Raw genomic sequence first — 23,865 nt, 5'->3', positions numbered from 1 at the left:
ATGTCGGGGCAGCAGTTTCCGTGTTCCTCACGACCGGGTCGGGTGATGCGACATGTGGATTGCCCGACAGCATCGGCCTCAGAAATATTTGAGCCAGCTGATATCGCGACGGCGACGTTTCAGGCGAGCATACCATATCGTGGGCAGGTACAGCGGTACGATCATCGCGACATACCAGACCAACACCCAATTATAGTTGTTGAAGGCGTAGAAGGCGCCGCTGTTCGGTCCCCATATGCCGAGCGCGCTGTGATAGAGAATGCGCAATACGGTAAGGTGTAGGATGTAGAAGAACATCGGTGCGCCGCCGAATACGGCCAGGGCGGTGACCAGGCCTGACGTCCTGATCCGTTCGAACAGCACGAGCAACAATGCCCCCCCGCCGAGCGTCGGCATGAGAAAGAGCAGTGAGGGCGGATATTTGGTCAGCGAGATGAAGGCGATGATCGTGCGGACCGGATCGCCATCGACGACGGACCAGGGCTTGTCGCCATAGACATTGAGCAGACGGAGGGCAATGAAGCCGGCGATCAGGCCAAATCCCAGAGTGAGAAGGCGTCGCTGCCGGGTTTCTTGCGAAACTTCCGGGCGGAACCAGGGGCCGATGCCGAAGCCGAGGGAAATGACGCCGATCCAGGGCAGGATCGGATAGGTCGTCTTGGCGACGAAGCCGAACGGCAGGGCAAAGGTGTCCCGCTGATGCAGCATGGCCCATAGCGGGAACAATGCATCATCCTGCGTCAGGCGGATCGGATCGAGCAGGTTGTGGAAGCAGACGAGCGCCAGTCCCAGGGCGATCAGCGCCGGCCGGGGCAGCCGCATCAGCGCGGCGAGGATGATCATGCACAGGCCGATGCACCAGATGACCTGTAGCCAGAATGTGGGTTGCGGAACGATGCCCCAATAGAGTTCGCTCAGATAGAAGACTTCGATCGCCATCAGCAGCAGGCCGCGCTTCACCAGATAGGAGGTCGTCTCCTGAACCGTATGATTGATGCTGAACAGATAGACGCCCAGGCCGGTAAGAGCGACGAATATCGGCGCGCAGAAACTGACGGCGAAGCGTGCGAAGCCGATCGCCGGCAAGATCGTGCGCGCGTCGATGGGATCGGTTACCGCATAATGGGCGAACCAGGTTTCGCGCAGATGGTCCAGCAGCATCAGTACCATCACGAAACCGCGCAGCGCGTCGATATTTTCCAGGCGGACTCGCGCGGAAGCCTTCGCGTTTCCTGAAGCGGCACTGCCGGCGGTTGGAGGCGCCATTGATATACTTCCCATCGTCCACTTCCTTCCCGCGGGTTCGATCTCCACGGCATCATCATGACGCGACAGCCAAGTGAAGGACATTGAGTTTGCGCCTGTTGCGGCGCTTGATGCCACATCTTGTCGCCGCTGTGGAAGAATCTGCCGCCCCGGGACTCGCGGTGGAACCGCAGGGACCCGGCCTGTGCCATGCAAGCAGGGCGGCGGAGTCTTGTATCCAGCCGCCCGCCAAAGTCGTCATGCAGGGAAAGCGCCGACCGTGCCGATCAGATCAGGCTTCCAGCGCCTTGTCGAGCACGTCGACGAACAGGTCGACATTCTCGCGGCTGAAGATCAACGGTGGCCGGATCTTCAGGATGTTATGATCTGCGCCGCATGCGCTGATGAGCACGCCATTGTCCCGCATCGCATTCACGACCCTGGTGGTGCGGTCGCGATCGCTGGCCTGGGTTTCCCGGTCGGTGACAATGTCGGCCGCGACGAACAGGCCGGCCCCGCGCACATTGCCCAGGCAATCGTGACGCGCCCGCAGCGCGTCGACCTTGCTCAGCAGATAGGCGCCGACATCCCGCGCATTGTCCATGATCCGGTCGCGCCTGATGACCATCAGCACTGCCGCGGCGGCCGCGCACGACACGGCGTTGCCAGCAAATGTATTGAAATAACGGGACTTCTTGCCAAACTCCTCCACCACATCATGTCGGGTGAGAAGTCCGGCGATCGGTTGTCCATTGCCCATCGGCTTGCCCAATGTGACGATGTCGGGATCGACGCCGTGGCGTTGGAAGCCCCACATATGGCTGCCCGTCCGTCCGAAGCCTGGTTGCACCTCATCAGCGACGAAGATGCCGCCGGCCCTGCGGATCGCCTCCACCGCGCCCTTCAGGAAGCCTGGCTCCTCCGGCAGGATGCCGTCGCTGGTGAAGATGGAATCGACGATCAGCATGGCGGGGCGGATGCCGTGGCGCTTCATGTCGGCGATCGCCCTTTCCACGTCGCGGGTGAAGCGGTCGGCGACATTCGGCCCGCTGCGATAGGCGGCGGGTGCGGGAACCGTTCGAACATGCGCGCCCAGCGAAACGCCTTCGCCCAGGGTCGGAGAGAATTTCGACACGGCATCGGTGATGCCGTGATAGGCGGTCTCCGTGATGACGACGCCGGTGCCGCCGGTGCGGACCTGCGCGATGCGATAGGCCAGGTCGTTCGCTTCGCTGCCGGAGCCTGTCAGCATCATGTGCGACAGGTCGCCTGCCACCGTCGAAAGCAGGCCGTCGGCCAGTTCCAATATGGTCTCGTGCAGGTAGCGCGTGTTGGTGCAAAGCGTTGCGACCTGCCTGGTGATCGCCTCCACGACATCGGGATGGCAATGGCCCAGCGATACGACATTATTATAGGTGTCGAGATAGGCCCTGCCGTCCGCGTCATAGAGCCACACGCCCTCACCCCGGACGAAGTGGAGGGGTTTCTGGTACATCAGGCGATAGGCCGGGCCCAGCAGCCGGTCGCGCTGTTCGATCAAACGCGCTTCGCGCGCGTCCAGCTCGACCTGGCCGGGGATGAAGGCGTTGACGGATGATGTGTCCACAAATGTCATTGATCGTCTCCTGACAGGCAGAATTGCAGCAACCGGCTGTTCGCCTCTTCGCGGGAAAGCCGGGCGATATGCTCCAGGCCCGCCCATGCGAGGCCATTGTTGCGCAGGATATAGGCGCGGTTTTCCGGGTAGCGCTCCGCCCGCCATTCGGTGATCAGGACGGTGATGACCAGGCGGGCCATGACCAGATCCAGCAGGACCGCCTTTTCGGCCGGCCGCAGCGGCAGCAGTTCATGATAGGCGCCGATCATCTCGGCAGCGCTCAGCAGCGGATCGGCTCCGTCCGCAAGCTGATAGGCGGCGGCGGTCGCGATCTCGCTCACCAGCGGGCTGTGGATGACATCGCCAAAATCGATGATCGCGGCGACCTCGTCGGTTCTGTCGGGCTGGACCAGCACATTGCCCAGATTGAAGTCGTTGTGAATGACCTGCGCGCGCAGCGGGGGCAGGGCATGCAGGGTGATCGCCTCATAATGGTCCATGAACTGCCGGACCTGCCTGCGCCGCTGCGCGTCCATGATGCTGTCGATCATGCCGCTCAGCCGATGCGCCGCCGCGACATTCCACAGCAGGTCATGGTGAGCTGCCGGGTGCGAGAAGTCATGGAGCGCCTGGTTCAGCCCGGCCAGGCACCGGCCCAGCGCCTGGCGCTGGCTGGTGGAGCGGGGCGATTGGACAAGCGGCGTACCCGGCAGGAAGGTGAGCATCCGCAGGATGGAAGGGCGGCCGTCATCCAGCAGGATCGGGGTTTCATACGTCCCCTCGACCGAGGCGACGAGGCGCGGCACCGGCAGCGAGGGCGCCCGGTCCCTCAGATGATTGAGAACGGCGTTCTGAAGATGGACGATGTCGACCGCTTCGGCGGGATTGGAGATTTTGAGAAGGAACTGGCTGCCGTCCGGCGCGACCATTCTGAAATTGCGGTCGCGCTCCCCGCCCAGTTCATGCGCTTCCAATATCCTGCCATAATGGGTCCGTACCAGCGCCTCGGCATGTTGCGCGCCAAGCTGTGGCGGTCGGGTCGTGAGCGTAGGATCGATCAGCATATTCTAGCCTATGGTTATTCAGCGTGGAACGGCGCAGTCCATGTGTCCATCCTGCGGAAGCATGGTCGGGGCTGGGTCAGTCGGGTGTCTGGACAAGATCCAGAAATCCGCGATCGCCGGGATCGAAACTGCGGACGACGAAATAGCTGAAATAGCGATCGACCAGCCCGCTTTCCTCAACGATCCTCATGATCGTTTCGCAATAATGGGAAACCGATCGGGTCAGGAGCTTCAATATATAATCGCAATCCCCGCTGACCCGCGCGCATTCGCAGAGTTCATCGATGGTTTTCAGCTTCTGCTCGAACCGTGAAACCGTGGCCATGCGTCGGTCGTGGAGCGTGATCTCGGCGAAAACCGTGACCAGCTCTCCCACCGCCGCCAGGTTGATGCGCGCTCCATAGCCCGTGATATAGCCCGCCCGTTCCAGTCGATCGACCCGCGTCAGGCATGGACTTGGCGACAGTCCCACCATTTCCGCCAGCAGCGAATTGGTGATGCGCCCGTTTCTTTCCAGAACGGACATGATCCGCAGATCGGTGCCATCCAGTTTCATGGGCCTTTTCACGGGAACAGCATCTCCACTTTGTTCCTGGCAAGCAAGGCGGCCGCCCTGGCCCATGCTGTCCGCGGAACGGATCCGTTGGAGCGGCGGTCGCGCCTGATCATCAGGGATCCCTAGAGCCCGAGCAGACCGGGGAGGTCGTTGAAGTCGCGGATGCGGGTGATGCCAAAATGATCGGTCGGCGGCTCATGCCCGCGATCGACCAATATCTTCGCGCCAAAGCCCAGGTCATGCGCGGTCATCAGGTCGTAGCGCGGGCTTGACGATACATGCATCATGTCTTCGGGCGCGCAACCCAGCCGGTCCAGCATATATTCGAACGGGCGCATCAGCGGCTTGTAGGCCCCCGCCTCCTCGGCGGTCAGCACGGAGTGGAAGGGAATGCCGATGTTGCGCGCGCTGTGCGGGATCAGATCGACCATGCTGTTGGACAGGATCACGAGGGGATAATGCTCGGCAATCCTCGCCAGCGGCCCCGGTACGTCCGGATGGGGCTGCCAGGTGGGGACTGCGTCGTACAGCGCCTGGATATCGCGCGGGTGGAACGACACTCCATGCTTGCGGCAGGCGCGTTCTATCGAATTTCCGACCACGTCGAAAAAGGGCTTCCATGCGCCCAAGACTTCATCCAGGCGAAAAGCGCGAAACGAGTCGATGAAATCGTCCATCTTCGACGGCTCGACCCGGTCGGAGAAAAGCGCGCGCGCCGTCGGCCCCATGATGAAGTTGATCATCGTGCCGTAGCAGTCGAAACTGATGAATTTGGGTCTGAACATGACCTTGCGCCTTTGCTGTCGTTGAATGTCCCGAGGGTAAGGGGATCGAAACGGAAATTTCCGCTGTCGACCCGATTTTCGGAAGCAGTAACTTCCGATTTTCGATGCAGCGGCAGAAGATCAGTCGTCGATGGGCAGCGATTGGTTCCGGATGGGCGTTGCCGAAACGATGAACACCGAATAGCTCTGAATGCCCAGATCGGCCTGCCACATCTGCTCCAGGATACGGGCAGGCCCGTCATAGCCGACGGCAACGATCTTCATGAGATAATCGAACTTGCCGTTGACCATGTGGAATTCGACGACTTCGCGAATGCGCAGCACGGCCTTTTCAAACTTCTGGGCCTCCGCCCGGCGGTGATTCTTGAGGACGACCTGAACATAGGCGGTGACGAAATTGCCCAGTTTCGCCAAGTCGAACTGTGTTTCATAGCCGCAGATGATGCCGGCCGCCTCCAGCTTCTTGACCCTTGCCAGGCAGGGACTGGCGGACAGGCCTACCGCATCGGCCAATTCGACATTGCTGATGCGACCATCGGCCTGGAGCCTGCGCAGGATCTTAAGGTCAATCCGATCGAGCTTCATTGCACTGGTTGATCCCATTGAGCCGGGCGGTCGTCCACGGCGCCCGTGAGCCGACAAGGCATTTCGTCAGGATAGAAGCGCCGGCGGAATAATTCCTCCTTTGGGTGGGCGATGAAAATATCAATCCGGTGTTTCGATGATGCTTCCCGACAGATTATGCTGCGGCAAAGCTTATAGCATGGCGCGATGCACGCTGTCCCAGGGGGATGAAAGTGGAAAAGCTCGACCGGCTTGATTTCAAGATATTATCCTATCTCCAGGACCATGGCCGCGTCACCAATGTGGGCCTGGCCGACGCGATCGGCTTGTCGGCCAGTCCTTGCCTCAGCCGTCTCAAGCGCCTTGAAGATGCGGGCTACATCAAATCCTACGGCGCGCGCGTCGCGCTGGAAAAGCTCGGCGATTATCTGACGGTGTTCACGGAAGTGACGCTTGCGGATCACCGGATTGCCGACTTCGACCGTTTCCTCTCGCGGGCGCGGGAGATATGCGAAATTGTCGAATGTCATCATGTCAGCGGCGGCTATGATTATTTCCTGAAGGTCGTCGCGCGCAGCGTCGTCCATTATCAACGGATCTTTGATTCCCTGCTGGAGAGCGATGCGGGGATCGAAAAATATTTCAGCTATATGGTGCTTGATTCGCCGATCATGCGCGACGTCTATCCCATCGACAGCCTTTTCCGTCATCGGCAGGAGTGACGTTTACCTCATGTCTTTCGCGCCGCAGTTTTGGGTGCGCCCCTAAGTTGTCGGGTCAGAGGTTGAAGCCGAAACCGATCACCGCCATTGTGGAGCCGACGCTCTCTCCCCCGGAGCGAGCCAGGCGGCGCGTGCTCCCGAGCAGGCGTTCGTGAACGATCGCGGTGTAGAAGGTCGCCTTCTGCGTCAGGCGATAGCGCAAGCGCAAAGACCCTTCCCCTTCGGTAAGACCCGGCTTTACCGACTCCTTGCCTATTGCCTGCGCCGACCAGCCGATCGCGATCCGTGGCTCCAGATAGAAGTGGCGGGAAAGCGGCAATTGATAGATGATCTGCGTTTCCCCGGTCAGATCGCCGTCGTCGGACAGAAAGGCATAGCCCTCCCAGTTGAGGCGGGTGCCGACCGTGCCCTGCGCGCCGATCGCCGCATGGGTGTCGCGCGGATGGGGTCTGAAATCCTTGCGAACGCCCAGCAACATCGTCGTATTGCCAAAGCTGCGGCCGTAAAAGAGTCGCATCTGCACCTCGTCGATCTGCCCGCGCAGCGCGCCCCCGCCATTCGTCACCAGCATGAACTGGTCCCTGGTATCGCCATAGGAAAAGGTGCCGTCCCAGAAGAACAGGTCATCTCCCTTGGCCCCGCGCAGTTCGAGCAGGTCGAAGCCGCCGCTCAGCGCCCATGTGCCGGCGGCATCTCCATCCTGGGCCGCAGCCGGGGATGCCGTCAGCGCTGCGCATGACAATGACAAGCCCATGCAGGCGAAACGCAGCATCTACCCTGGTCCATTTTCCGTTTGATTGGGGGAGAGTAAGCGGCCGTGCCCGCCGCGTTGACGCAAAGCGCCCATCGACCCGAACGGTTGATGACAAATTGCAGCGTACGCGCAGCAGCTTATGCCGAACTGATTTTCATTATTAGCTGGCGGCCGAAGCGGGCGCCGACGAGGGACGGGCGTTCCCGCATGTCGATCGGCCCGCATGGAAAAAATATGCGCGCGGAGTAAGGGATGACGTGGGCTGGTGCGTAATTGCCGTCATCACCCCGATGGAGACAAAGCCATGACCCGCGCATTCCTGACCTTCGCCGCTGCCTTTGCGATGGCGTTGCCCGGCGTTGCCGCCGCGCACAGCAAGTTGGTCTCGTCCAGCCCGGCCGCCGATGCGACCGTGACGAAGATCAACAAGCTGACCCTCACCTTTTCGGAGACCTTCCTGGCGCCGATGAGCGGCGCTGAACTGACCATGACGGGGATGCCGGGCATGGCCAATCATGCGCCGATGCCGATCAAGGGCTTCAAGACCAGCGTCGAGGGCAAGACAATGACTCTCGCCTTGCCCCGCGCTCTGCCCGCCGGCACCTATAATCTCAAATGGCATATCGTCGGCGCCGACCAGCACAAGATGGAAGGCGGCTACAGCTTCACGGTCAAATAAGCTGCCATGACCGAGGGGGCGCTCATCGCCGCGCGCTTTGCGCTGATGCTCGACCTTGCCCTGCTCATGGGCCTGCCGCTCTTCTGGTGGGTCATGGGCATGGCGGGCCGAAGCGCGACGCTGATCATTCTCGCCATCGCCGGGGCGGCGCTGTCCGTGCTCTGGTTGATGGCCAGCGCGGCATCGATGACGGGCGCACCGATCACGTCGCCGGATTGGGCGACGGCACGGATATTGCTGACAATGACGCCCATCGGCCCCGTGCTGGCGGTCCGGGCCGCCGCACTGCTGCTGGCGCTCCTGCTTGCCGGCATCGGCTCGATCCGCCCGACACTCCTGCCGGCTGCCATTGCCGCTGCGACGCTGGCCTGGACGGGTCATGCGGGCGCGACCGAAGGGCTGGCGGGCACGATCCACCGCGTGGCGGATGTCGCGCACATCTGGGCCGCGGCAGGCTGGATCGCTGCGCTGGCGGTATTGCTTCACGCCCTGCTGACGGTGAATCCCACCCGCACGGAAGCGCGACGCGTCGCCAGGATGCTGGCACATTTTTCCGTCATGGGTACGCTGCTGGTCGTCACCCTGGTGATCAGCGGCGCGGTCAACGCCGCCATGATCGTGGGGTTGTCCGATCTGCCTGCGCTAAGGAGCAGCCGGTACGGCTTGCTGCTGGGCATGAAACTGACGCTGTTTGGCCTGATGCTGGCTCTGGCGGCGCTCAACCGCTGGCGGTTGACGCCAGCGCTGGAACGCGGAACACCGCAGCAGGCGACAAGGCATCTGCGGCTGTCCCTGACGGTCGAGACGATCGCCGCCCTCGCCATCATCGGCCTGGTGGCCTGGCTTGGAACGCTCGACCCTCTGGGGTGAAGCGCGATCGCCTTTCCGTGCCTAGGCCTGTGGCGAGAGACCTGCGGCCATGATGCCTGCGAGGACGGCCTTTTCATCATTGTCGGAAAGATCACCGGAAATGCCGACGCCGCCGATCGGCTGGTTATCCGCGTCGACGACGATGACGCCGCCGGCCGCGGGAATCAGGCCGCCCGCTGCGATCGGACCCAGCGAGGCGATGAAGGTCGGACGTTCCGCCGCCATGTCCGCGATCTTGCGGGATGAAAGACCCAGCATCAGCGCACCGCTGACCTTGCCGAGCGCGATCTGGAAGCGCCCTGTCGAGGCTCCGTCCTGCCGTTGATAGGCTATGACATGGCCCCCGGCGTCGACGACGACTGCGGCAAGCGGCTTGTATTTGGCTTCTGCGGCATGGGCGAAGGCGGCCGCGATGATCCTATTGGCCTGGTCGAGCGTGATGCGGGTCATGGGAATATCCTTTTTCCAGATGTTTGAGGGACGAAGGGGCCGGCCCTCCGCTTGCCCAATCGAGAAGTTCTATCGTGTGCGCGATGGGGGTCGCCGCCCGTTGGCCGATCTGCATGGCGCAACCGATGTTGCCGGTCGCGATGACGTCCGCCTCGAGCCGGTCGAGATTGGCGGCCTTCCGCTGGCCGAGTTGGCCGGCGATGTCGGGCTGAAGGATATTATAGGTGCCCGCCGATCCGCAGCATAGATGCGCTTCGGCCGGACTGCGGACGGTAAAGCCCGCACGGGTTAGAAGCTGCTTGGGTGCTTCCGTCACCTTCTGGCCATGTTGAAGGGAACAGGCGGCGTGATAGGCGACGACGAGGCCATGTCCGTTTGCTGCCGGCATGTCCACCGTGGCCAGGAATTCGGAAATATCCTTGGCAATGGCCGACACGCGCTGCGCCTTTTCGGCATAGGCGGGGTCGTTCCGCAGCATGAAGCCATAGTCCTTGATCGTCGTGCCGCATCCCGAAGCCGTGATGAGGATCGCGTCGAGACCGGCGCCGTCCATTTCGCGCATCCAGGCATCGACATTGCGCCTGGCGGCGGACAGGCTTGCCTCTTCCCGCCCCATATGGTGGACGAGCGCGCCGCAGCAGCCCTCACCCTCTGGAACAGCGATGTCGAAGCCGGCGCGATCCAGCACACGGATGGCGGCGGCGCGAAATTCGGGTCGAAGCACGGGTTCCGCGCATCCCTGCAACAGCGCAACGCGGCCCCGCCGGGTGGCAGAGAGACGCTGCGGATCGGGAATTTTCGCGGCAATCCGGGCGGGCGCCAGTTTCAGCATCGCGGCGAGCGGGCGCAGGGCCGGCCATTTGTCGAACAGGGGCGCGACAGGCCGTGCCAGCCTCGCCAGCCGCAGGGCAAGACGGAACCGTGCAGGATGGGGCAATGTCCACGCGAGCAGCGCGCGGAACAACCGATCCTGAAACGGCCGCTTGTACCGGTCATGGATATAGGCGCGGGCATGATCCACCAGGTGCATGTAATTCACGCCCGACGGGCAGGTGGTCATGCAGGAAAGGCAGGAGAGGCAGCGGTCGATATGCTTGACGATTTCCTGCGTCGGTTGCGCCTGCTTCTCCAGCATGTCCTTCATCAGGTAGATGCGTCCGCGCGGACTATCCAGTTCGTCGCCCAGCAGGACGTAGGTCGGACAGGTGGCGGTGCAGAAGCCGCAATGCACGCATTTGCGGATGACCGCTTCGGATGCCTGCATTGCCGGGTCGGCCAGCGCCGCTTCGGAAAAATTGGTCTGCATCTAGAACCGCCCTGTTTCGAACACGCCATTGGGATCGAAAGCGCGGCGCACCCGCGTTTCAAGCGCCGCGACGGCTGGCGCGGCGGGATGGAAGGCGGCGATCCGATCGCGCAAATCCGTTGAGCCGCGCACCAGCATGGCATGGCCGCCCACGCGCGCCGCCGCATCGCGGATGATGGCCGGATCGCCATCCACGGCTGCCCAGATCAGGCCGCCGCCCCAGTCCAGCATCCATTTCGCGCCCAGCGGCTCGATCGCCGCGACGATGGCTGCTCCTTCGCGTGGCGCCACGTTGATCCGCCAAAGGGGAGCATCGCCCGCCAGCGGCCTCAGTGTCCTGAGTTCGGACCAGAGATGATCCGCGACATCGCCCTCCAGCTGCCGCAGATCCCCGACGTCGGAAAAGAGCGCGTCCAGCATGGCGCACCGTGCCGTCACGGAAGGCCCGAATCCCTCGACCTTCAACAAGGTGAGCGACGCGCCGCCCTGGACCTGCCCCGGAATATGCGCCGCGGCCGAGACATCGGCCTGCGAGCCGAGCGCGCGTGACATCAGGCGTATGGCATCGGCGTCGGCGAGGCCTTCCATGGCTTTCGTCACGGAAAGGCGGGGCCGCGGCAACACTTTCAGCGTCACTTCGGTCAAGGCGACAAGACGCCCCCAACTGCCACTGACCAGCTTGGAAAGGTCGTAGCCGGTCACATTCTTGACCACCTTCGCCCCGGCGATGAATGTTTCTCCCCGGCCGGAAACTGCGCGGAAGCCAAGCAGATGGTCGCGGGCGCTGCCCTGGGACACGCGTTGCGATCCCGCAATGCCGGCGGCGACGACGCCCCCGATGGTGCTGGCGCCTGCGGGCCGGCCAAAGACTGGCCCGTAATCGAAAGGAGCGAAGGGCAGTTTCTGTTCGCGGCTGGCGACCAGCGCCTCCACCTCGGAGAGCGGAGTGCCTGCCCCGACGGTAAGGACCAGCTCCGCGGGATCATAGTCCACGATGCCGGAAAAACCGCGCATGTCCAGGCAGCGGGCATTTTCGACATGCCGGCCAATGTCGGACTTGGTCGCGCCGCCGGTGATCGCCAGCCTTTCCCCGTCGCCTATTGCCTGGGCAATCGCGTCGCACAGATCGGCCTCGGACCGAGGCATGAGGTTGTTGCTCATCGAAACCCTATCAGAAGCGCGGCAGGTCGGGGAAAGGAAGCTGGCCATGATGCACATGCATGCGGCCGAGTTCCGCGCAGCGATGCAATGTCGGAAATACCTTGCCGGGGTTGAGCAGCAGATCAGGATCGAAGGCGCATTTGACCCGTTGCTGGTGGGCAAGGTCGATTTCCGAATACATTTCGGGCATCAGGTCTCGCTTTTCGACGCCCACGCCATGCTCGCCGGTCAGCACGCCGCCCACCTCCACGCACAGCCGCAATATGTCGTTGCCGAACGCTTCGGCCCGGTCCAGCTCTCCCTCCTTGTTGGCGTCGTAGAGGATGAGCGGGTGCAGATTGCCGTCGCCGGCGTGGAATACATTGGCGACGCCAAGCCCATAATGTTTGGACAGCACGCGCATGCGTTGCAGCACCTCCGGCAACCGACGGCGCGGTATGGTCCCGTCCATGCAATAATAATCGGGCGCGAGACGGCCCACGGCGGGAAAGGCCGCCTTGCGTCCGGCCCAGAAGGCCATGCGCTCGCCTTCGTCCTGTGAAATCCGGCAAGACACCGCGCCATTTTCATTGGCGATGCGCTCCACCTCGCCGATCAGGTGGTCGCATTCGGCGGCCGGGCCGTCCAGTTCGACGATCAGCAAGGCTTCGACGTCGAGCGGATATCCGACCTGCACGAAGGCTTCGGCGGCGTGGATGGCGGGCTTGTCCATCATCTCCATCCCGGCGGGAATAATGCCCTCGGCAATCACGTCGGCCACGCACTGTCCCGCGCCTTCGACGGTCGAAAAGCCGATCAGAAGCGCGCGCGCGGTCTGGGGCTTGGGAAGGATCCGCACCGTCACTTCGGTAACGACACCCAGAAGGCCCTCGGACCCCACGACGACGCCCAGCAGATCAAGGCCCGCCGGATCCAGTTGCCGGCCGCCCAGCCGGACGATCTCGCCATCCATCAGCACCAGTTCGACGCCCAGGACGTTGTTGGTGGTCAGCCCATATTTCAGGCAGTGCACGCCACCCGAATTTTCCGCGACATTGCCGCCGATCGAGCAGGCGATCTGGCTGGAGGGGTCGGGCGCGTAATAAAAGCCGCGATCCTCCACGGCCTGGGTGATGGCGAGATTGGTCACGCCCGGCTGCACGATGGCGATGCGGTCCTCATAGTCGATGTCGATTACGCGCTTGAACTTGCCAAGGCCAAGCAGGACGGCGTCGGCCAGCGGCAGCGCGCCCCCCGAGAGCGACGTGCCCGATCCGCGCGGCACCACCTTCACCCCCTCGGCATGGCACCAGGCGAGTATCCGGGACACCTGCTGCGTCGTTTCGGGAAGGACGACGAGCAGGGGCGGCTGGCGATAGGCGGTCAGCCCGTCCGATTCATAGGGGCGCAACCCGTCCGGGTCTTCGATCACGCCCTCGCCGGGGACGATCGCGCGAAGCGCCGCCGCGATCTCCGCCCGTCTGGCGATCACATGTTGGTCCGGGGCGGGCATTTTGAGCGACATCGCAAATCCTTCTAATCGAGCGTTAGAGGATGCGCCATTGCTGTTTCGACATGCAAATGGACGATGCCGCCGTGTGAAGCTGTGCCACAGGATGCTTTGGCAACTAAGGAAGGTGCTATCATCGAAATGCCGGGTTCCATGACGCCGGGATATGGTCTCCCCCTCTCAGACCGGGGCCATCGAACGATGCCGCGCCGGGTTCGGCGAGGGTATCGGGTCCGCCCATGCCGCATGGCCTCCAGCCTCTTTCGCTGACCGGCAATCGCATCGGGAGAGAAAAGTCCATGAAAGACCTGAAAGTTGCCGTTGTCGGCACCAACATCGGCTGCACCTTGCACATTCGCGCTCTGCGCGCTGCCGGCTTCACCGTGACCACGCTCGTCGGAAGGGATGCGGAGAAGACGGCGTATCGTGCGTCCCATTTCGGTATCCCCCATGCGCTGACCTCCTATGAGGCTGCGCTCGACAGCGACGTCGATGCCGTCGTGATCGCGACGCCGCCCCAGACCCACCATGATTTCACGATGCGCGCCCTGGCGGCGGGCAAGCATGTCATTTGCGAAAAGGCGTTCGCGCTTGATATCGGCCATGCGCAAGAAATGCGGGACGCCGCCTCGGAGGCCGGGGTCGCCAACATGATCAGCCATGAATTCCGCTGGTTCCGGCAAAATGCCCTGGCGCGGCGGCTGGTAAAGGATGGCGCGCTGGGCGCCCCCATCCACGTCGTCGCGCAGTTCGATCATACGCTCTGCGCGCCCCGCTCGCTGGAACTGCCGGACTGGTGGATGACGCATGAGGGCGGGGGCGGCTGGCTGCGCAATTACAATGCGCATGGCATCGACCTGATCCGCTATATGGTCGGCGAATTCGCGGCGGTCGCGGGTACGGTGCATCCCGGATCGGACCGGGGCATGACGTCCGATGACAGCTATGCCTTCGCCTTCCTTCTGGACAATGGCGTCCAGGGCGCGATGACCGGGACGTGCAGGACGTGGGATCCGTTCGCGACGACGCGCATCACCGGCGCCGACGCCGGCGTGTCGATCGGCTGGACCTATGATGTGGCGATGAGCAGTGCGGACGGCGTGCAGCAGGTGGCGGCGCCGGACGATCTGCTGCAGGAGCTTCGCGGCGGAGGCCCGGAGGTGAGCGCGCCGCAGGAAGCGCTTCCGACCATGGAGGATACGCCCTATGTGCAGACCCACAGCAGCGATTACGGCTTCGTGGAGATGGTCGGCCTGACGTCGGCATTCAAATCCTGGATTGCGGACCCCGCTTACAGGAACCCTGCTATAGCCACGTTCGACGACGGGCTGGCGCATGTCAGGGTCATCGACGCGGTCGAGCGATCGCGCAAGGAAGGGCGCTGGATCGAGCTGGCCTGACCAGCGATGGAATTTCCACTGTTTTAAGGAGAGTGACGTGAAGGCTGTACAATTTGAAGAGCATGGTCCGCCGGAAGTGCTCAAGCTCGTCGAGCTCGACCCACCCAAGGCGGCGGCCGGGCAGGTCCAGATACGGGTGACGGCGATCGGGGTGAACCCGGCCGACTATAAGTGGCGCAACGGCTTCAGCCTGCGCTATTATCCGCTGCCCCTGCCGCATGTGCCCGGCTATGACGTGGCGGGCACCGTGTCGGCCGTGGGGGATGGCGTGACGGCGCTGCGCGTCGGGGACCGCGTGTTCGCGACCGTCAATGGCGCCTATGCCGAATATGCCGTCGCCGACGCGGCGCATTGCGCGGTCATTCCGGACAATGTCGACGACGCGCAGGCCGCTGCCCTGCCTTGCCCTGCTTTGACGGGAGTCGAGATGGTGGAGGAGGGGGTGGCCCCGCTCGGTGGCCAGACTGTGCTGGTCACCGGCGCGACCGGCGGCGTGGGCCGCTTCGCCGCCTGGGCGGCCAAGGGGCTGGGATGCCGGGTCATCGTTGCTGTCCGTGACGCCTATGCCGATGAGGCAAGGGCGTTGGGCTTTGAGGAGGTGGTTGGTTTTGACGATCCGCTGCCTGACGATCTGCGCTTCGATCATGTCGCGGACACAGTGGGCGGAGCCGCAGTCGGCCGCCTTTGCCGCAACCTCAAGCCCGGCGGCAAGATCATCACCGTGGCCACGACGCCGATCGAAGGCGAAGGATTGCCTGCTGAGCCGAAGATCTTCGGCTATCATGGCGATGGGGAGCGGCTCGCCCGGATCGTCAATGCGATCGCCACGGGGGAAATGAAGATGCCCGTTTCACGGACATTGGCTCTCGCTCACGCAGCGGAAGCGCACCGCCTTGTCGAGGACGGCGGCGTGCGCGGCAGGGTGATCCTGATGCCCTGATCCTTGAACCGAGCCGGCGGCCCTCGTGCGGGGACGCCGGCCGGTGAGCCGGTTCGGCCTATCTGAATGCCCTGAAGAAGCCGGTCAGTTCTGCAACGAACAGATCCGCCGCATCCTGTGCCGGAAAGTGCCCGCCATGGGGATGAACCGCATAGTGACGCACATCATAGACACGCTCAAGCATGCTGCGCGGGACGGGTGGAATCAGGTCGTCGGCAAACAGCATGAAACCCGCCGGAACGCTGATCCGCGTTCCCGGCGGGATGACGCTTTCATGCAGGAACCCGTAAAGCCACATCGGCGCCGACGGTCCGTTGATCCAGTATATCATGATGTTCACGAGCAGATCATCGAACGGGAAAGGCGGGCCACCATCGGCGGCGGGCGTGCTCCAGGACCTGAACTTGTCGATGATCCAGCTTGCCAGACCCATCGGCGAGTCGCTCATCGCCATCGCCATCGCATCGGCTTTATGGCCCTGGATCGCCTGATAGGCATATTCGGGATCGGGCGCCAAAGCGCGCTCGAGCCACTGGGCTTCCTCCGGGCTAGGGCCGGGGCCAGCAGGATCGGGCGCGATAAATCCGCCTGACGTCGAGAACAGGAGCGCCCGCAACCCTTCGGGCGCAAGCTCCGCGAGATGCCGTCCCGCCAGACTGCCCCAATCGGACCCGAAAATGACATAATGATCCAGTTGTAGCTGGCCGCACAGCTTGTCCCACAGCGCGCTGATCTGTGCGGCCGATATCGGGCTGGCGGGCGGCGGGGAAAAGCCATAACCCGGCATGGACGGGATGATCACGGTAAAGGCGTCCTCAACCGCCCCGCCATGTCGTTCCGGATGCGCCAGCCGGTCGATCACCCCGTCAAATTCGACGAAGGAACTGGGCCAGCCATTGAGCAGCACCAATGGCAGCGGGTCGGGGCCGGAACCCGGCTCCACCACGACATGAATGTCCTGCCCGTCGACGTTGACCATGCGCTGGGCAAAGCGGTTGAGGCGTTGCTCGTGCGCCCGCCAGTCGAAACCCTTGCGCCAATGGTCCAGCAGCTTTGCCGCCGCTTCCAGCGGCATCCCGTGCCGCCAGCCAGCGCCGGCTTCGACGCGTGGCAAGCGGGTCCGTGCCAGCCGGTCCGCAAGATCGGCCAGCACGTCGTCGGCGACCGCGATCCGGAACGGACGGCCCGCCTTCAGGCAGAGTTCGGCGGCAGTTTCAGCCTGCCCTTCAAAAGCATCAGACAAGGGCAGTCTCGATCTTCGCCATGTAGGAACGATAGGCCCTTGGCTCAGGGTCCTTGCGTGGATCGTGGAAAGGCAGCAACGCCTTGAGAATGCGGGGCAGTGCCAGTTTCATCACCTTTCGGCCAACGGCTTTGGATCGTTTATGCATTTCGGCGATCTGCTCGGGCGTCATGGCGAGTGAATCCTGGGTGAAGAGATAGTCCTTCACCATCCTCGACATGCCCTGCAGGTGCTTCAGCTGGAAGAAGAAGCCATGGATACGCTGGAAATAGCCGACGCCGAACATGCGCGCGACGTCGTGGCAGACGGTACGATGCTCATATTCCTCCATCAGGTGCCACTTCCACAATGTCACGACATTCTGATCCGCATTGCCGATCAAATCCTCTATCTCATCGAGCCAGACGAGAGCCATGGGCGGGCCGAGCGTCTCGAAGCCTTCGCAATAGGCGCACAGGAATTTGAAGGACTTCGTAGCCAGCAGCCGTTTGAACTCCGCTTCGAAATGGCGTTCGAAATGGGCGATATCATATCCCCCGCGCGGCAATATCGCGTTGAACGCGGCATGGAGCGCAGTGTGATTGCCTTCCTGGCGGATGAAGGTGCGAATGTCCGCCTTGAGCCGCGCATGCCCGGGCTTGGAAGCGTCGAGCTTCGCATTCGCCTGGGACATGACGCGGTTCAGAAAACGCTCGAGATGGGGAATCCAGAGCGACGAGGCGTTCATCTGCTGCGCGAATTCGCCATGGGGCGCCCATCGCGCGGAGGTTTGGGAAAAATCCACATCTGGCTTGCGAACGCGCATGACGAACAAACCTCCGGCTCCATCCTTCCAACATAGCAGTTTTCCGGCAACCGCCCCCGGCCGTCCGGACTATTCGCGGGTCAGGAACGCCATGACCGCGCTTTCGAACGCGGCTTTCTGCTCGATCATCGCCCAGTGGCCGCATTTGGGGAAAATGTGCAGTTCCGCATTGGGAATGAGGCGGAGGGGGAGAAGCGCCCCGTCCAATGGCGTGACCCGGTCGTCACGACCCCATGTCAGCAAGGTGGGCGCCTGGATCTTGGGGAGGTAGGCGAAGCTCTGGACGGCGTCGGGTCCGGCCATCGCCTGCGCGATGGCGGCAAGGCCGGCGCGGGAGTAGATTTTCCGGTTGGTTTCCAGCGCCTGGGGCTGCGTTGCGGTACTGAATCGCGCATCGATCAGCTCCTCGGTCAGGATCGACTGGTCGAACACCATCGAGCGGAGCCAGAGAATGATCTGCTCCCGCGTCGGGTTGGCCACGAATTCCGCGAGCCGTTCGACCCCCTCATAGGGGAAAGGATTGAAGATCGGCACGCCCACGCCGCCGATCGTCACCAGCCGCGTGACGCGATCGGGATGGGCGGCCGCCAGCCGCGCCGAGATCAATCCGCCGAAGGAGTTACCGACCAGGCTCGCGCGTTCGATCTTCAGGCTGTCCATCAGGTGGATCACCGCGTCGACGGTGCCGGCAAAGGGATCGCCGGCGATGCCGGAACTCTCGCCATATCCCGGAAGGTCAGGAACGATGCACCGGAACCGCTCTGCGAAGATCGGAGCGTTGCCGGAAAAATTGCGCCACCCCGTCACGCCGGGCCCCGACCCGTGCAACATCAGCAGAGGCGCGCCGTCACCCATGTCATGATAGGCGATCTGGCCTTCGCCAAAGGGTATCGTCATCTGGGTTTCCGGCATTCTGCTTCTCCTTTCGCGAACTGATTCGCGAGGGGTGGACCAGAGCGTCCCGGCCCGCCACGGCGGAGGGGACTAGATCGGAAATTTATTCGCCCGCTATTGGCTCATCGCAAGGGCGAGAACGCTGGTCAGCACGAACCGGACCACGTCCGCCTGCCCCCGGGCACCCATCTTGGCATAGATCCGCTTGGAATAGTTGCGAGCGGTCGCTTCCGAAATGCCCATCTGCGCGGCGGCCTCCGCAATGGATGCGCCGCGACAGATTGCGACGGCAAGGCGCGCTTCGCTGGGGAGCAGGCCGAACAGTTCCGCGATCTGTTCATGCCGGTCGACCATGGAATTTTCATCGTCCTGCAGGAATGCGGTCATCACGGCGGTTCGTCCCGTCGATGCGACGGGATTGGCGATGGGGATGAGCAGGAGGGAGAGCCATGGATCGTTGCTGATGCTGAGCGCCCGCGGCTGGGTTGCGCGGCGCTGCGCGATGTCGCTCACTGCAGTGGAGAGGCGCATGTTGAGATCCCTGCCCGAAGCCGTCAGCCTCCCCGAAGGAGAGACAGTGAGCGGTCCGTTGCGACGCAGCATATGACGCGCCTGATGGCTTGCCTCCACAATGGTGCCGGTGGCGTCCAGGCTGATCCAGCCGAAATTCAGACGGCTGATGGCATTGTCGGAAATCGCCGCATGCACGCGCTGATTTTCCATCGTCACATACGTCTGGAGCGAAATGCGGAAATGCGCGGCCACCTGCTTCAGAATGACCGAATGGTCGGGGGAAAATGGCAATTCGTCCCGGCCAAGATAGAACCACGCGCCAATGCCGCTCGGTTCACGGACACGCACGCCCAACATATGGCGCAAGCCCCGCGGGATGAGCAGTTCGTCGACATAACGCCTGTGACCGGGATTTCCGTTGTCGATCAATCGGTCCAGTCCGTAGACTTCCCCTTCCTCCAGATTGCCGTTGAGATAGGGGTCTAGCCTGTAGAATCCCTCCTCATACATGCGGGGGATGTCGGGCAGGGCGGCTGGACCGGCGAACAGTTCCAGGGGGCTGTTGGGCGGCCGGTCCATCGGTCGGAACAGAATACCGGCATAATTGGCATGGCAGACATCCCTCAGCCGATGCAGAAACCGATCCCATGGAGGCGTTTCGAACGGTCCCCCATGCAGAGCGATGAGCAGCTCGCTCATTTGCGTCACGTCCAGCACTGCGAGAGTCCCATTTGGTAGGTTCGGTACCGCCAAGCCATGCCTATCTTCCGCGCAAACAGCAAATGAGGAGAGTCGCATGGCTGCGGAACTGGAACAGGGTCATGACCAGATCTGGGCCGATTATCTTGCCGGGCAGAACATGGCCAGGGATATCTGGATGAACTCCCCCTGGGTTCGCGATCGGCAGGAACGAAGCAGGGCGTTGATGCAGGTGACGTCGTGAGCCCATGTGGCCTTCAACATCGCCATCTCGCCCCGACACAACTTTCCCTTTTTCGACAGGCATCCCTTTCATCATCCGGTTGCCTATAGCTGGGGACTGTGCTGCCCCGACTTTCACTATCGTCATGCATTTGTCGACGGCGCGCGCAGCTACAGGATCACGGGCCGCCGCGGCAGTTCCCCCTGGAACGAGTTTCACCTGATGTCGGAATTCTGGGGTGATCCTGACTATGTGCAGGCCGGCGCCTGGGATCTTGATGATTTCGAAATAGCGGATGATGGCCGCTTCGAGATCATCCTGTCGGCCGAGCATCATGACGGCAACTGGATTCCGCTGGATGCGAACCATCACAATTACATGATCGTGGTGCGCGATGCCATTTGCGACTGGGCCCGCGACCAGCCCTGCGAAGTGACCATAGAAACGATCGACCGGGATCCGAAGGATATCGGCTTCATAGACGAAGCCGATCTTTACCGGCGTATCGGCAAGGCGCGCAATTTCGTCATTGCTTCCGCCAGGCACTGGGTCCAGCGGACGCAAGATATTGTCGATGACGTCGGCTTTAACCAGTTCTGGGAGGGGCGCGAACAGAATCTGGGCGGTATCCAGCATGCCGGCTACCATTTCATGGTCTTCGACATCGACGACGGGGAAGCATTGGTCATTGAGGTCGAGATCCCGCGCAGAGCCCGTTTCTGGGCGATCCAGCTCGCGGATCTTTGCCAGCACACGCTCGATTACATGAATCACCAGTCGTCGCTCAACATGATGCAGGCGGATGTCGATCCGGACGGCAAGGCGCGTTTCGTCCTTTCCCTGTCCGATCCGGGCGTTCCCAATTGGCTGGACAGCGCCGGCAACAGGCGCGGCATCGCCGCATGGCGCTGGGTCCATGCCGATTTCGTGCCGCGGTCGACGGTGACGAAAGTCGCCCTGGCTGACCTGCACGACCATTTGCATCCCGATGGCCGAAGGATCTCGCCGGCGGAACGGGAAGCAACGATCGAAGCGCGCAGGAGCGGCGTCAAGCGGCTTTACGGGCTTTGAAGCCGATCCGCGGCAGGCGCAAGGAAGGAGACGGAATTTGAACAGGATAGCGGATGCGCGCGCGCTGATGCATGGCGCAGAACTGGAAACCGGACGATCGGACTGGGATGCGCCATTTACGGGAAACCCGCTGGAGCCACTGACCATATTGGTTGATGACCTGAATACGACGGCCCGTCTCCATGAACTGGGTGCTCGTCGCATCTATCGGCAAATACATGAAAATCTGTGCTCGCGGCTCGTCTACCTGGACGACCGCAAAAGATTGAAGGGGGTTGGGGACGAGCCGATCGACAGCCCGGTCTTCATCCTCGGTCTTCCCCGGTCAGGGACGACATTCCTGCACAATCTGTTGGGTTCTGATCCTGACAACCGTGCGCCGCGCATGTTCGAAATGCTGTCGCCCGGGCCGAAGGATCCCGATCCCATGCATTGGGCGTTGCGACTGCAACGGGCGCGGGAAAGCGCGCAGTTCAACGGGCTGATGGATGATGACTGGCAGGGCGTGCACCCCAGCGATGCCGATCGGGCGGAAGAATGTCCGTTCATGTGGGAAATGTTTCTGCAATCGGTCAACTATGCAGCGCGCGCGCATATTCCGAATTTCGAGCGCCATGTCTTCTCCCGGGATTTCGCGCCGCTTTATCGGGAACAGCGCGCCCTGCTCCAATATCTGCAATATGGCGAGCCGCGTCGCCGGTGGATCCTCAAGACGCCGATCCACGTGCGCTTCCTGCAGGAGATCATCGATGTCTTTCCCGACGCGCTGTTCGTGCATTGCCACCGCGATACGGCGAAAATCTATCCTTCCATGGGCAGCCTGACCTCCATCCTGCATTCGAAGCATGGCGATCAACCTCCCGGCTCGGCCGCGGTGATCCAGGATTATGATGGAACCTGGGTTGATGCGCTGGCCTTCCGCAAGCGCCCTGGCATGGCCGATCGGTTCATCGATATCCAGTTCGTGGACCTGCAGGCCGACCCCATGGCGACCGTCGATAGCATCTACCGCCATTTCGGCATCGCGACCGACGACGGCCGACGGCAGGTGATGCGGCATTGGCTGGAGGAAGACAGGCGCATCAGGGCGGGCCGCAGCCATCACGCCTACACCCTGGAAAGCGCCGGCCTGACGCTCGACGACATAGACCGGATGACCGGGGACTATTTGCGGGCTTTCTCAGTGCCGCTCGAACGCTGAGACCATTTACGGACATATTTGCGGAACTTGGAACCAGAGTGGTGGTGGGCCGCACCGCCGGAAAGATCGAGGAGGTCGTTGACACGATCTGCGGGGCAGGGGGCAGGCCATTGCCTGCACGGCCACCGTCAGCCGCGAAGACGATGTGGCGCATCCGATGCAGAGGTTCGGAACGATGGATGAGATCGCGGCAGCGACCGTCTGGCTCCGTTCCGATGAGTCAAGCTATGTGACGGGTCAGATATTGCCGGTCGAGGGCGGCTATACGGCATCATGCCTTACCGTGACAGCGCCGCCCGGAACGCAATATGACAGCTATCAGGCCGAGCATCAGGCATCAAATAAGATGGAGCGCGCTGCGTTGGATTAAACGCAGTGCGCTCCAGGCTGTCCGGGAACGGACAGGGTGATCTCCTATTGCAGCGGCGTCGAACTCATGCGCCCCAGCGGGACCAGGCTGTTGGCCAGCAGCGACACCAGTTGCGCCTGTCGCGACACGTCCGCCTTGGCGAACATCGAACGCAGATGCGCACGCGCCGTGTTGTGACGGATATTGAGTTGGGATTCGACGTCCTTCAGGCACAGACCCTTGGCCAGCCCGACCGCGAGATTGGCCTCCGTCGCGGTGAAGGAGAAAAGCTGCTGCAGCAATTTCTTGTCCGCTTCGCCGACTATTTCCTTGACCCGCAGGAAGATCAAGGCGGATGTCTCCGTCTCGCCGGAAATCATGGAACTGTGCCGCCGTGAACTGACGACGAGATGCAGGCGACGGTCGTCATCCCCGCTGTTGATCAGCATCGCCCGCGAACCGGCCGGCTCCTTCTCGCACAAAGCCGCCCGGAGCGCCTGCTGGAAGGCGCCATCGTCGGTGCGGTCCACGGCCCGCAGCCCGCGCGCCGTCAGTTCCAGACCGACGCCTTCATCCAGCGCATCCTGAGCCGTCTGATTCAGCAGGACATGGCTGCCCGCGCGGTTGATGAGAATGGCCGCAATGCCCAGGCTGTCCAGCGCCTCTGTCTGGAACTGGCTGACGACCTTGCTTTGCATATTCTGGCGACGAAGCGCCATGGCGCGACGGAAATGCTCCGCAATCTGCCGGAAACTGTCCAGGTCTGCGGACCGGAATTCCGAATCTTCAAAACCCCTGCTGCAATTGAGCGTATATTGGGCATCATCGATCACATCGACGCATACGGTCGCTGTCACCGCGATATCATATCGCTGCAACAATTTGGAGCATTGAACGGCATTGCTGACAAGGCGCCAGTCGATGACGGTGGTTTCGCCTGGCTTGAGATCCTGCGGTAGCAGTTCCCGGGAATTTATCTGTTCCCACTCGCGAATGGAGTCTTCGGTCGCATGAGGTCCTGAGGCGAAAAGATATTGCCGATGGGTCTTGGATTGCTGCGCGATGCGCAGGCAGGCCACATTGGCCCCCAGATAGCCCCGAAGGATGTCGAGCGCCTCAGGCCAGGCGTCGTCGTCGTCCACGCTGCGATATATTGCTGAGATAAGGGCGTCGTAGGAAATGCTGCTTTGGGAAGCAGGAAATTTCAATTGGGCTACCGCCATGCGTGCCTCTCCTATCGTGCTTACCGGCGTTGCCCTCGGCAGGCCCACCGAATCTTGCCATG

25 protein-coding genes are annotated in these 23,865 nt (G+C 62.4%); 9 read left to right on the top strand and 16 right to left on the bottom strand.

Features of this window, described 5'->3' with window-relative positions; translation table 11 throughout:
• Positions 1–78: 78 nt before the first annotated feature.
• The 6 genes from MRBLMC3_RS12800 to MRBLMC3_RS12775 all read right to left on the bottom strand — a co-directional run bounded on the left by MRBLMC3_RS12800 (position 79) and on the right by MRBLMC3_RS12775 (position 5,832).
• Positions 79–1,266, bottom strand: coding sequence for a DUF1624 domain-containing protein (locus MRBLMC3_RS12800; RefSeq protein ID WP_363829312.1), 1,188 nt, complete (start codon positions 1,264–1,266; stop codon positions 79–81).
• 271 nt (positions 1,267–1,537) lie between these two features.
• Positions 1,538–2,860, bottom strand: coding sequence for an aspartate aminotransferase family protein (locus tag MRBLMC3_RS12795; protein ID WP_363829310.1), 1,323 nt, complete (start codon positions 2,858–2,860; stop codon positions 1,538–1,540).
• Positions 2,857–3,906, bottom strand: coding sequence for a phosphotransferase (locus MRBLMC3_RS12790; RefSeq protein WP_363829307.1), 1,050 nt, complete (start codon positions 3,904–3,906; stop codon positions 2,857–2,859). Before MRBLMC3_RS12790 ends, MRBLMC3_RS12795 begins: the two co-directional genes overlap by 4 nt.
• A 76-nt stretch (positions 3,907–3,982) precedes the next feature.
• Entirely contained in the window at positions 3,983–4,462 is a 480-nt protein-coding gene (locus MRBLMC3_RS12785; RefSeq protein WP_363829305.1) for an Lrp/AsnC family transcriptional regulator, read from the bottom strand.
• Between the two features lie 122 nt (positions 4,463–4,584).
• Complete coding sequence (locus tag MRBLMC3_RS12780) at positions 4,585–5,247, bottom strand: haloacid dehalogenase type II (RefSeq protein ID WP_363829302.1); 663 nt, start codon at positions 5,245–5,247, stop codon at positions 4,585–4,587.
• A 120-nt stretch (positions 5,248–5,367) separates the two neighbouring features.
• Positions 5,368–5,832, bottom strand: a complete 465-nt coding sequence (locus MRBLMC3_RS12775) for an Lrp/AsnC family transcriptional regulator (protein ID WP_133651507.1) — start codon at positions 5,830–5,832, stop codon at positions 5,368–5,370.
• Between the two features lie 206 nt (positions 5,833–6,038).
• Here MRBLMC3_RS12775 and MRBLMC3_RS12770 point away from each other — a divergent pair, with 206 nt between their 5' ends.
• A complete protein-coding gene (locus tag MRBLMC3_RS12770; RefSeq protein WP_363829300.1) occupies positions 6,039–6,533 on the top strand; it encodes an Lrp/AsnC family transcriptional regulator in 495 nt (164 codons plus the stop codon).
• Between the two features lie 55 nt (positions 6,534–6,588).
• Here the strand turns inward: MRBLMC3_RS12770 and MRBLMC3_RS12765 are convergent, their stop codons facing one another.
• Positions 6,589–7,305 carry a copper resistance protein B gene (locus MRBLMC3_RS12765; RefSeq protein WP_363829297.1) on the bottom strand — a complete coding sequence of 239 codons (717 nt, stop codon included), beginning with the start codon at positions 7,303–7,305 and terminating at the stop codon, positions 6,589–6,591.
• A gap of 286 nt (positions 7,306–7,591) precedes the next feature.
• On the opposite strand from MRBLMC3_RS12765, the gene copC reads away from it, so the two are divergent.
• Together copC and copD are read left to right on the top strand one after the other, a co-directional pair.
• A complete protein-coding gene (gene copC, locus MRBLMC3_RS12760; protein WP_363736552.1) occupies positions 7,592–7,966 on the top strand; it encodes a copper homeostasis periplasmic binding protein CopC in 375 nt (124 codons plus the stop codon).
• Between the two features lie 6 nt (positions 7,967–7,972).
• On the top strand, positions 7,973–8,836 hold the full coding sequence (gene copD / locus MRBLMC3_RS12755; RefSeq protein WP_363829294.1) for a copper homeostasis membrane protein CopD: 864 nt from the start codon (positions 7,973–7,975) through the stop codon (positions 8,834–8,836).
• A gap of 21 nt (positions 8,837–8,857) precedes the next feature.
• Here copD and MRBLMC3_RS12750 read toward each other — a convergent pair whose 3' ends face one another.
• From MRBLMC3_RS12750 to MRBLMC3_RS12735, 4 genes are read right to left on the bottom strand one after another with little or no spacing between them, the layout of a single operon-like run.
• On the bottom strand, positions 8,858–9,286 hold the full coding sequence (locus MRBLMC3_RS12750; RefSeq protein ID WP_363736548.1) for a GlcG/HbpS family heme-binding protein: 429 nt from the start codon (positions 9,284–9,286) through the stop codon (positions 8,858–8,860).
• The gene (gene glcF, locus MRBLMC3_RS12745; protein ID WP_363829291.1) at positions 9,255–10,592 is read right to left on the bottom strand and encodes a glycolate oxidase subunit GlcF; all 1,338 of its coding nucleotides are present in this window, start codon (positions 10,590–10,592) and stop codon (positions 9,255–9,257) included. Before glcF ends, MRBLMC3_RS12750 begins: the two co-directional genes overlap by 32 nt.
• Positions 10,593–11,738, bottom strand: a complete 1,146-nt coding sequence (locus MRBLMC3_RS12740) for an FAD-binding protein (protein WP_363829288.1) — start codon at positions 11,736–11,738, stop codon at positions 10,593–10,595.
• A gap of 25 nt (positions 11,739–11,763) precedes the next feature.
• On the bottom strand, positions 11,764–13,257 hold the full coding sequence (locus MRBLMC3_RS12735; protein ID WP_363829286.1) for an FAD-linked oxidase C-terminal domain-containing protein: 1,494 nt from the start codon (positions 13,255–13,257) through the stop codon (positions 11,764–11,766).
• 284 nt (positions 13,258–13,541) lie between these two features.
• On the opposite strand from MRBLMC3_RS12735, the gene MRBLMC3_RS12730 reads away from it, so the two are divergent.
• Positions 13,542–14,642 carry a Gfo/Idh/MocA family oxidoreductase gene (locus MRBLMC3_RS12730; protein WP_363752469.1) on the top strand — a complete coding sequence of 367 codons (1,101 nt, stop codon included), beginning with the start codon at positions 13,542–13,544 and terminating at the stop codon, positions 14,640–14,642.
• A gap of 37 nt (positions 14,643–14,679) precedes the next feature.
• Positions 14,680–15,582, top strand: coding sequence for an NADP-dependent oxidoreductase (locus MRBLMC3_RS12725; protein WP_363752466.1), 903 nt, complete (start codon positions 14,680–14,682; stop codon positions 15,580–15,582).
• 58 nt (positions 15,583–15,640) lie between these two features.
• On the opposite strand, the gene MRBLMC3_RS12720 is transcribed toward MRBLMC3_RS12725, so the two are convergent.
• The 4 genes from MRBLMC3_RS12720 to MRBLMC3_RS12705 all read right to left on the bottom strand — a co-directional run bounded on the left by MRBLMC3_RS12720 (position 15,641) and on the right by MRBLMC3_RS12705 (position 19,736).
• Positions 15,641–16,825 carry an epoxide hydrolase family protein gene (locus MRBLMC3_RS12720; RefSeq protein WP_363829284.1) on the bottom strand — a complete coding sequence of 395 codons (1,185 nt, stop codon included), beginning with the start codon at positions 16,823–16,825 and terminating at the stop codon, positions 15,641–15,643.
• Positions 16,818–17,630, bottom strand: a complete 813-nt coding sequence (locus tag MRBLMC3_RS12715) for a metal-dependent hydrolase (RefSeq protein WP_363736536.1) — start codon at positions 17,628–17,630, stop codon at positions 16,818–16,820. Before MRBLMC3_RS12715 ends, MRBLMC3_RS12720 begins: the two co-directional genes overlap by 8 nt.
• Before the next feature lie 69 nt (positions 17,631–17,699).
• Positions 17,700–18,542, bottom strand: a complete 843-nt coding sequence (locus MRBLMC3_RS12710; protein WP_363829281.1) for an alpha/beta fold hydrolase — start codon at positions 18,540–18,542, stop codon at positions 17,700–17,702.
• 96 nt (positions 18,543–18,638) lie between these two features.
• The gene (locus MRBLMC3_RS12705; RefSeq protein ID WP_363829279.1) at positions 18,639–19,736 is read right to left on the bottom strand and encodes a helix-turn-helix transcriptional regulator; all 1,098 of its coding nucleotides are present in this window, start codon (positions 19,734–19,736) and stop codon (positions 18,639–18,641) included.
• A gap of 97 nt (positions 19,737–19,833) precedes the next feature.
• Between MRBLMC3_RS12705 and MRBLMC3_RS12700 the strand changes: the two genes are divergently transcribed.
• The 4 genes from MRBLMC3_RS12700 (at position 19,834) to MRBLMC3_RS12685 (ending at position 22,601) form a co-directional block, all read left to right on the top strand.
• Complete coding sequence (locus tag MRBLMC3_RS12700) at positions 19,834–19,980, top strand: hypothetical protein (protein ID WP_363829277.1); 147 nt, start codon at positions 19,834–19,836, stop codon at positions 19,978–19,980.
• A gap of 6 nt (positions 19,981–19,986) precedes the next feature.
• Entirely contained in the window at positions 19,987–21,030 is a 1,044-nt protein-coding gene (locus MRBLMC3_RS12695) for a DUF1214 domain-containing protein (protein ID WP_363829274.1), read from the top strand.
• Between the two features lie 37 nt (positions 21,031–21,067).
• Positions 21,068–22,231, top strand: coding sequence for a sulfotransferase family protein (locus tag MRBLMC3_RS12690; RefSeq protein ID WP_363829272.1), 1,164 nt, complete (start codon positions 21,068–21,070; stop codon positions 22,229–22,231).
• Positions 22,232–22,319: 88 nt separating this feature from the next.
• On the top strand, positions 22,320–22,601 hold the full coding sequence (locus MRBLMC3_RS12685; RefSeq protein ID WP_363829452.1) for an SDR family oxidoreductase: 282 nt from the start codon (positions 22,320–22,322) through the stop codon (positions 22,599–22,601).
• A gap of 44 nt (positions 22,602–22,645) precedes the next feature.
• On the opposite strand, the gene MRBLMC3_RS12680 is transcribed toward MRBLMC3_RS12685, so the two are convergent.
• Entirely contained in the window at positions 22,646–23,803 is a 1,158-nt protein-coding gene (locus MRBLMC3_RS12680) for a helix-turn-helix transcriptional regulator (RefSeq protein WP_363829269.1), read from the bottom strand.
• Positions 23,804–23,865: the final 62 nt, after the last annotated feature.

It is taken from the genome of Sphingobium sp. LMC3-1-1.1, assembly GCF_040676285.1.
Lineage (GTDB): Bacteria > Pseudomonadota > Alphaproteobacteria > Sphingomonadales > Sphingomonadaceae > Sphingobium.
Note: the sequence above shows the minus strand (reverse complement) of the source record. Positions and strands in the feature narration are given on the sequence as shown.

What these genes read in the sequence shown, in the direction of transcription:
- MRBLMC3_RS12800 (WP_363829312.1), bottom strand. Translation starts at nt 1,266, where the DNA reads ATGGCGCCTCCAACCGCCGGCAGTGCCGCTTCAGGAAACGCGAAGGCT.
- MRBLMC3_RS12795 (WP_363829310.1), bottom strand. Translation starts at nt 2,860, where the DNA reads ATGACATTTGTGGACACATCATCCGTCAACGCCTTCATCCCCGGCCAG.
- MRBLMC3_RS12790 (WP_363829307.1), bottom strand. Translation starts at nt 3,906, where the DNA reads ATGCTGATCGATCCTACGCTCACGACCCGACCGCCACAGCTTGGCGCG.
- MRBLMC3_RS12785 (WP_363829305.1), bottom strand. Translation starts at nt 4,462, where the DNA reads ATGAAACTGGATGGCACCGATCTGCGGATCATGTCCGTTCTGGAAAGA.
- MRBLMC3_RS12780 (WP_363829302.1), bottom strand. Translation starts at nt 5,247, where the DNA reads ATGTTCAGACCCAAATTCATCAGTTTCGACTGCTACGGCACGATGATC.
- MRBLMC3_RS12775 (WP_133651507.1), bottom strand. Translation starts at nt 5,832, where the DNA reads ATGAAGCTCGATCGGATTGACCTTAAGATCCTGCGCAGGCTCCAGGCC.
- MRBLMC3_RS12770 (WP_363829300.1), top strand. Translation starts at nt 6,039, where the DNA reads ATGAAAGTGGAAAAGCTCGACCGGCTTGATTTCAAGATATTATCCTAT.
- MRBLMC3_RS12765 (WP_363829297.1), bottom strand. Translation starts at nt 7,305, where the DNA reads ATGCTGCGTTTCGCCTGCATGGGCTTGTCATTGTCATGCGCAGCGCTG.
- copC (WP_363736552.1), top strand. Translation starts at nt 7,592, where the DNA reads ATGACCCGCGCATTCCTGACCTTCGCCGCTGCCTTTGCGATGGCGTTG.
- copD (WP_363829294.1), top strand. Translation starts at nt 7,973, where the DNA reads ATGACCGAGGGGGCGCTCATCGCCGCGCGCTTTGCGCTGATGCTCGAC.
- MRBLMC3_RS12750 (WP_363736548.1), bottom strand. Translation starts at nt 9,286, where the DNA reads ATGACCCGCATCACGCTCGACCAGGCCAATAGGATCATCGCGGCCGCC.
- glcF (WP_363829291.1), bottom strand. Translation starts at nt 10,592, where the DNA reads ATGCAGACCAATTTTTCCGAAGCGGCGCTGGCCGACCCGGCAATGCAG.
- MRBLMC3_RS12740 (WP_363829288.1), bottom strand. Translation starts at nt 11,738, where the DNA reads ATGCCTCGGTCCGAGGCCGATCTGTGCGACGCGATTGCCCAGGCAATA.
- MRBLMC3_RS12735 (WP_363829286.1), bottom strand. Translation starts at nt 13,257, where the DNA reads ATGTCGCTCAAAATGCCCGCCCCGGACCAACATGTGATCGCCAGACGG.
- MRBLMC3_RS12730 (WP_363752469.1), top strand. Translation starts at nt 13,542, where the DNA reads ATGAAAGACCTGAAAGTTGCCGTTGTCGGCACCAACATCGGCTGCACC.
- MRBLMC3_RS12715 (WP_363736536.1), bottom strand. Translation starts at nt 17,630, where the DNA reads ATGCGCGTTCGCAAGCCAGATGTGGATTTTTCCCAAACCTCCGCGCGA.
- MRBLMC3_RS12710 (WP_363829281.1), bottom strand. Translation starts at nt 18,542, where the DNA reads ATGCCGGAAACCCAGATGACGATACCCTTTGGCGAAGGCCAGATCGCC.
- MRBLMC3_RS12705 (WP_363829279.1), bottom strand. Translation starts at nt 19,736, where the DNA reads ATGAGCGAGCTGCTCATCGCTCTGCATGGGGGACCGTTCGAAACGCCT.
- MRBLMC3_RS12700 (WP_363829277.1), top strand. Translation starts at nt 19,834, where the DNA reads ATGGCTGCGGAACTGGAACAGGGTCATGACCAGATCTGGGCCGATTAT.
- MRBLMC3_RS12680 (WP_363829269.1), bottom strand. Translation starts at nt 23,803, where the DNA reads ATGGCGGTAGCCCAATTGAAATTTCCTGCTTCCCAAAGCAGCATTTCC.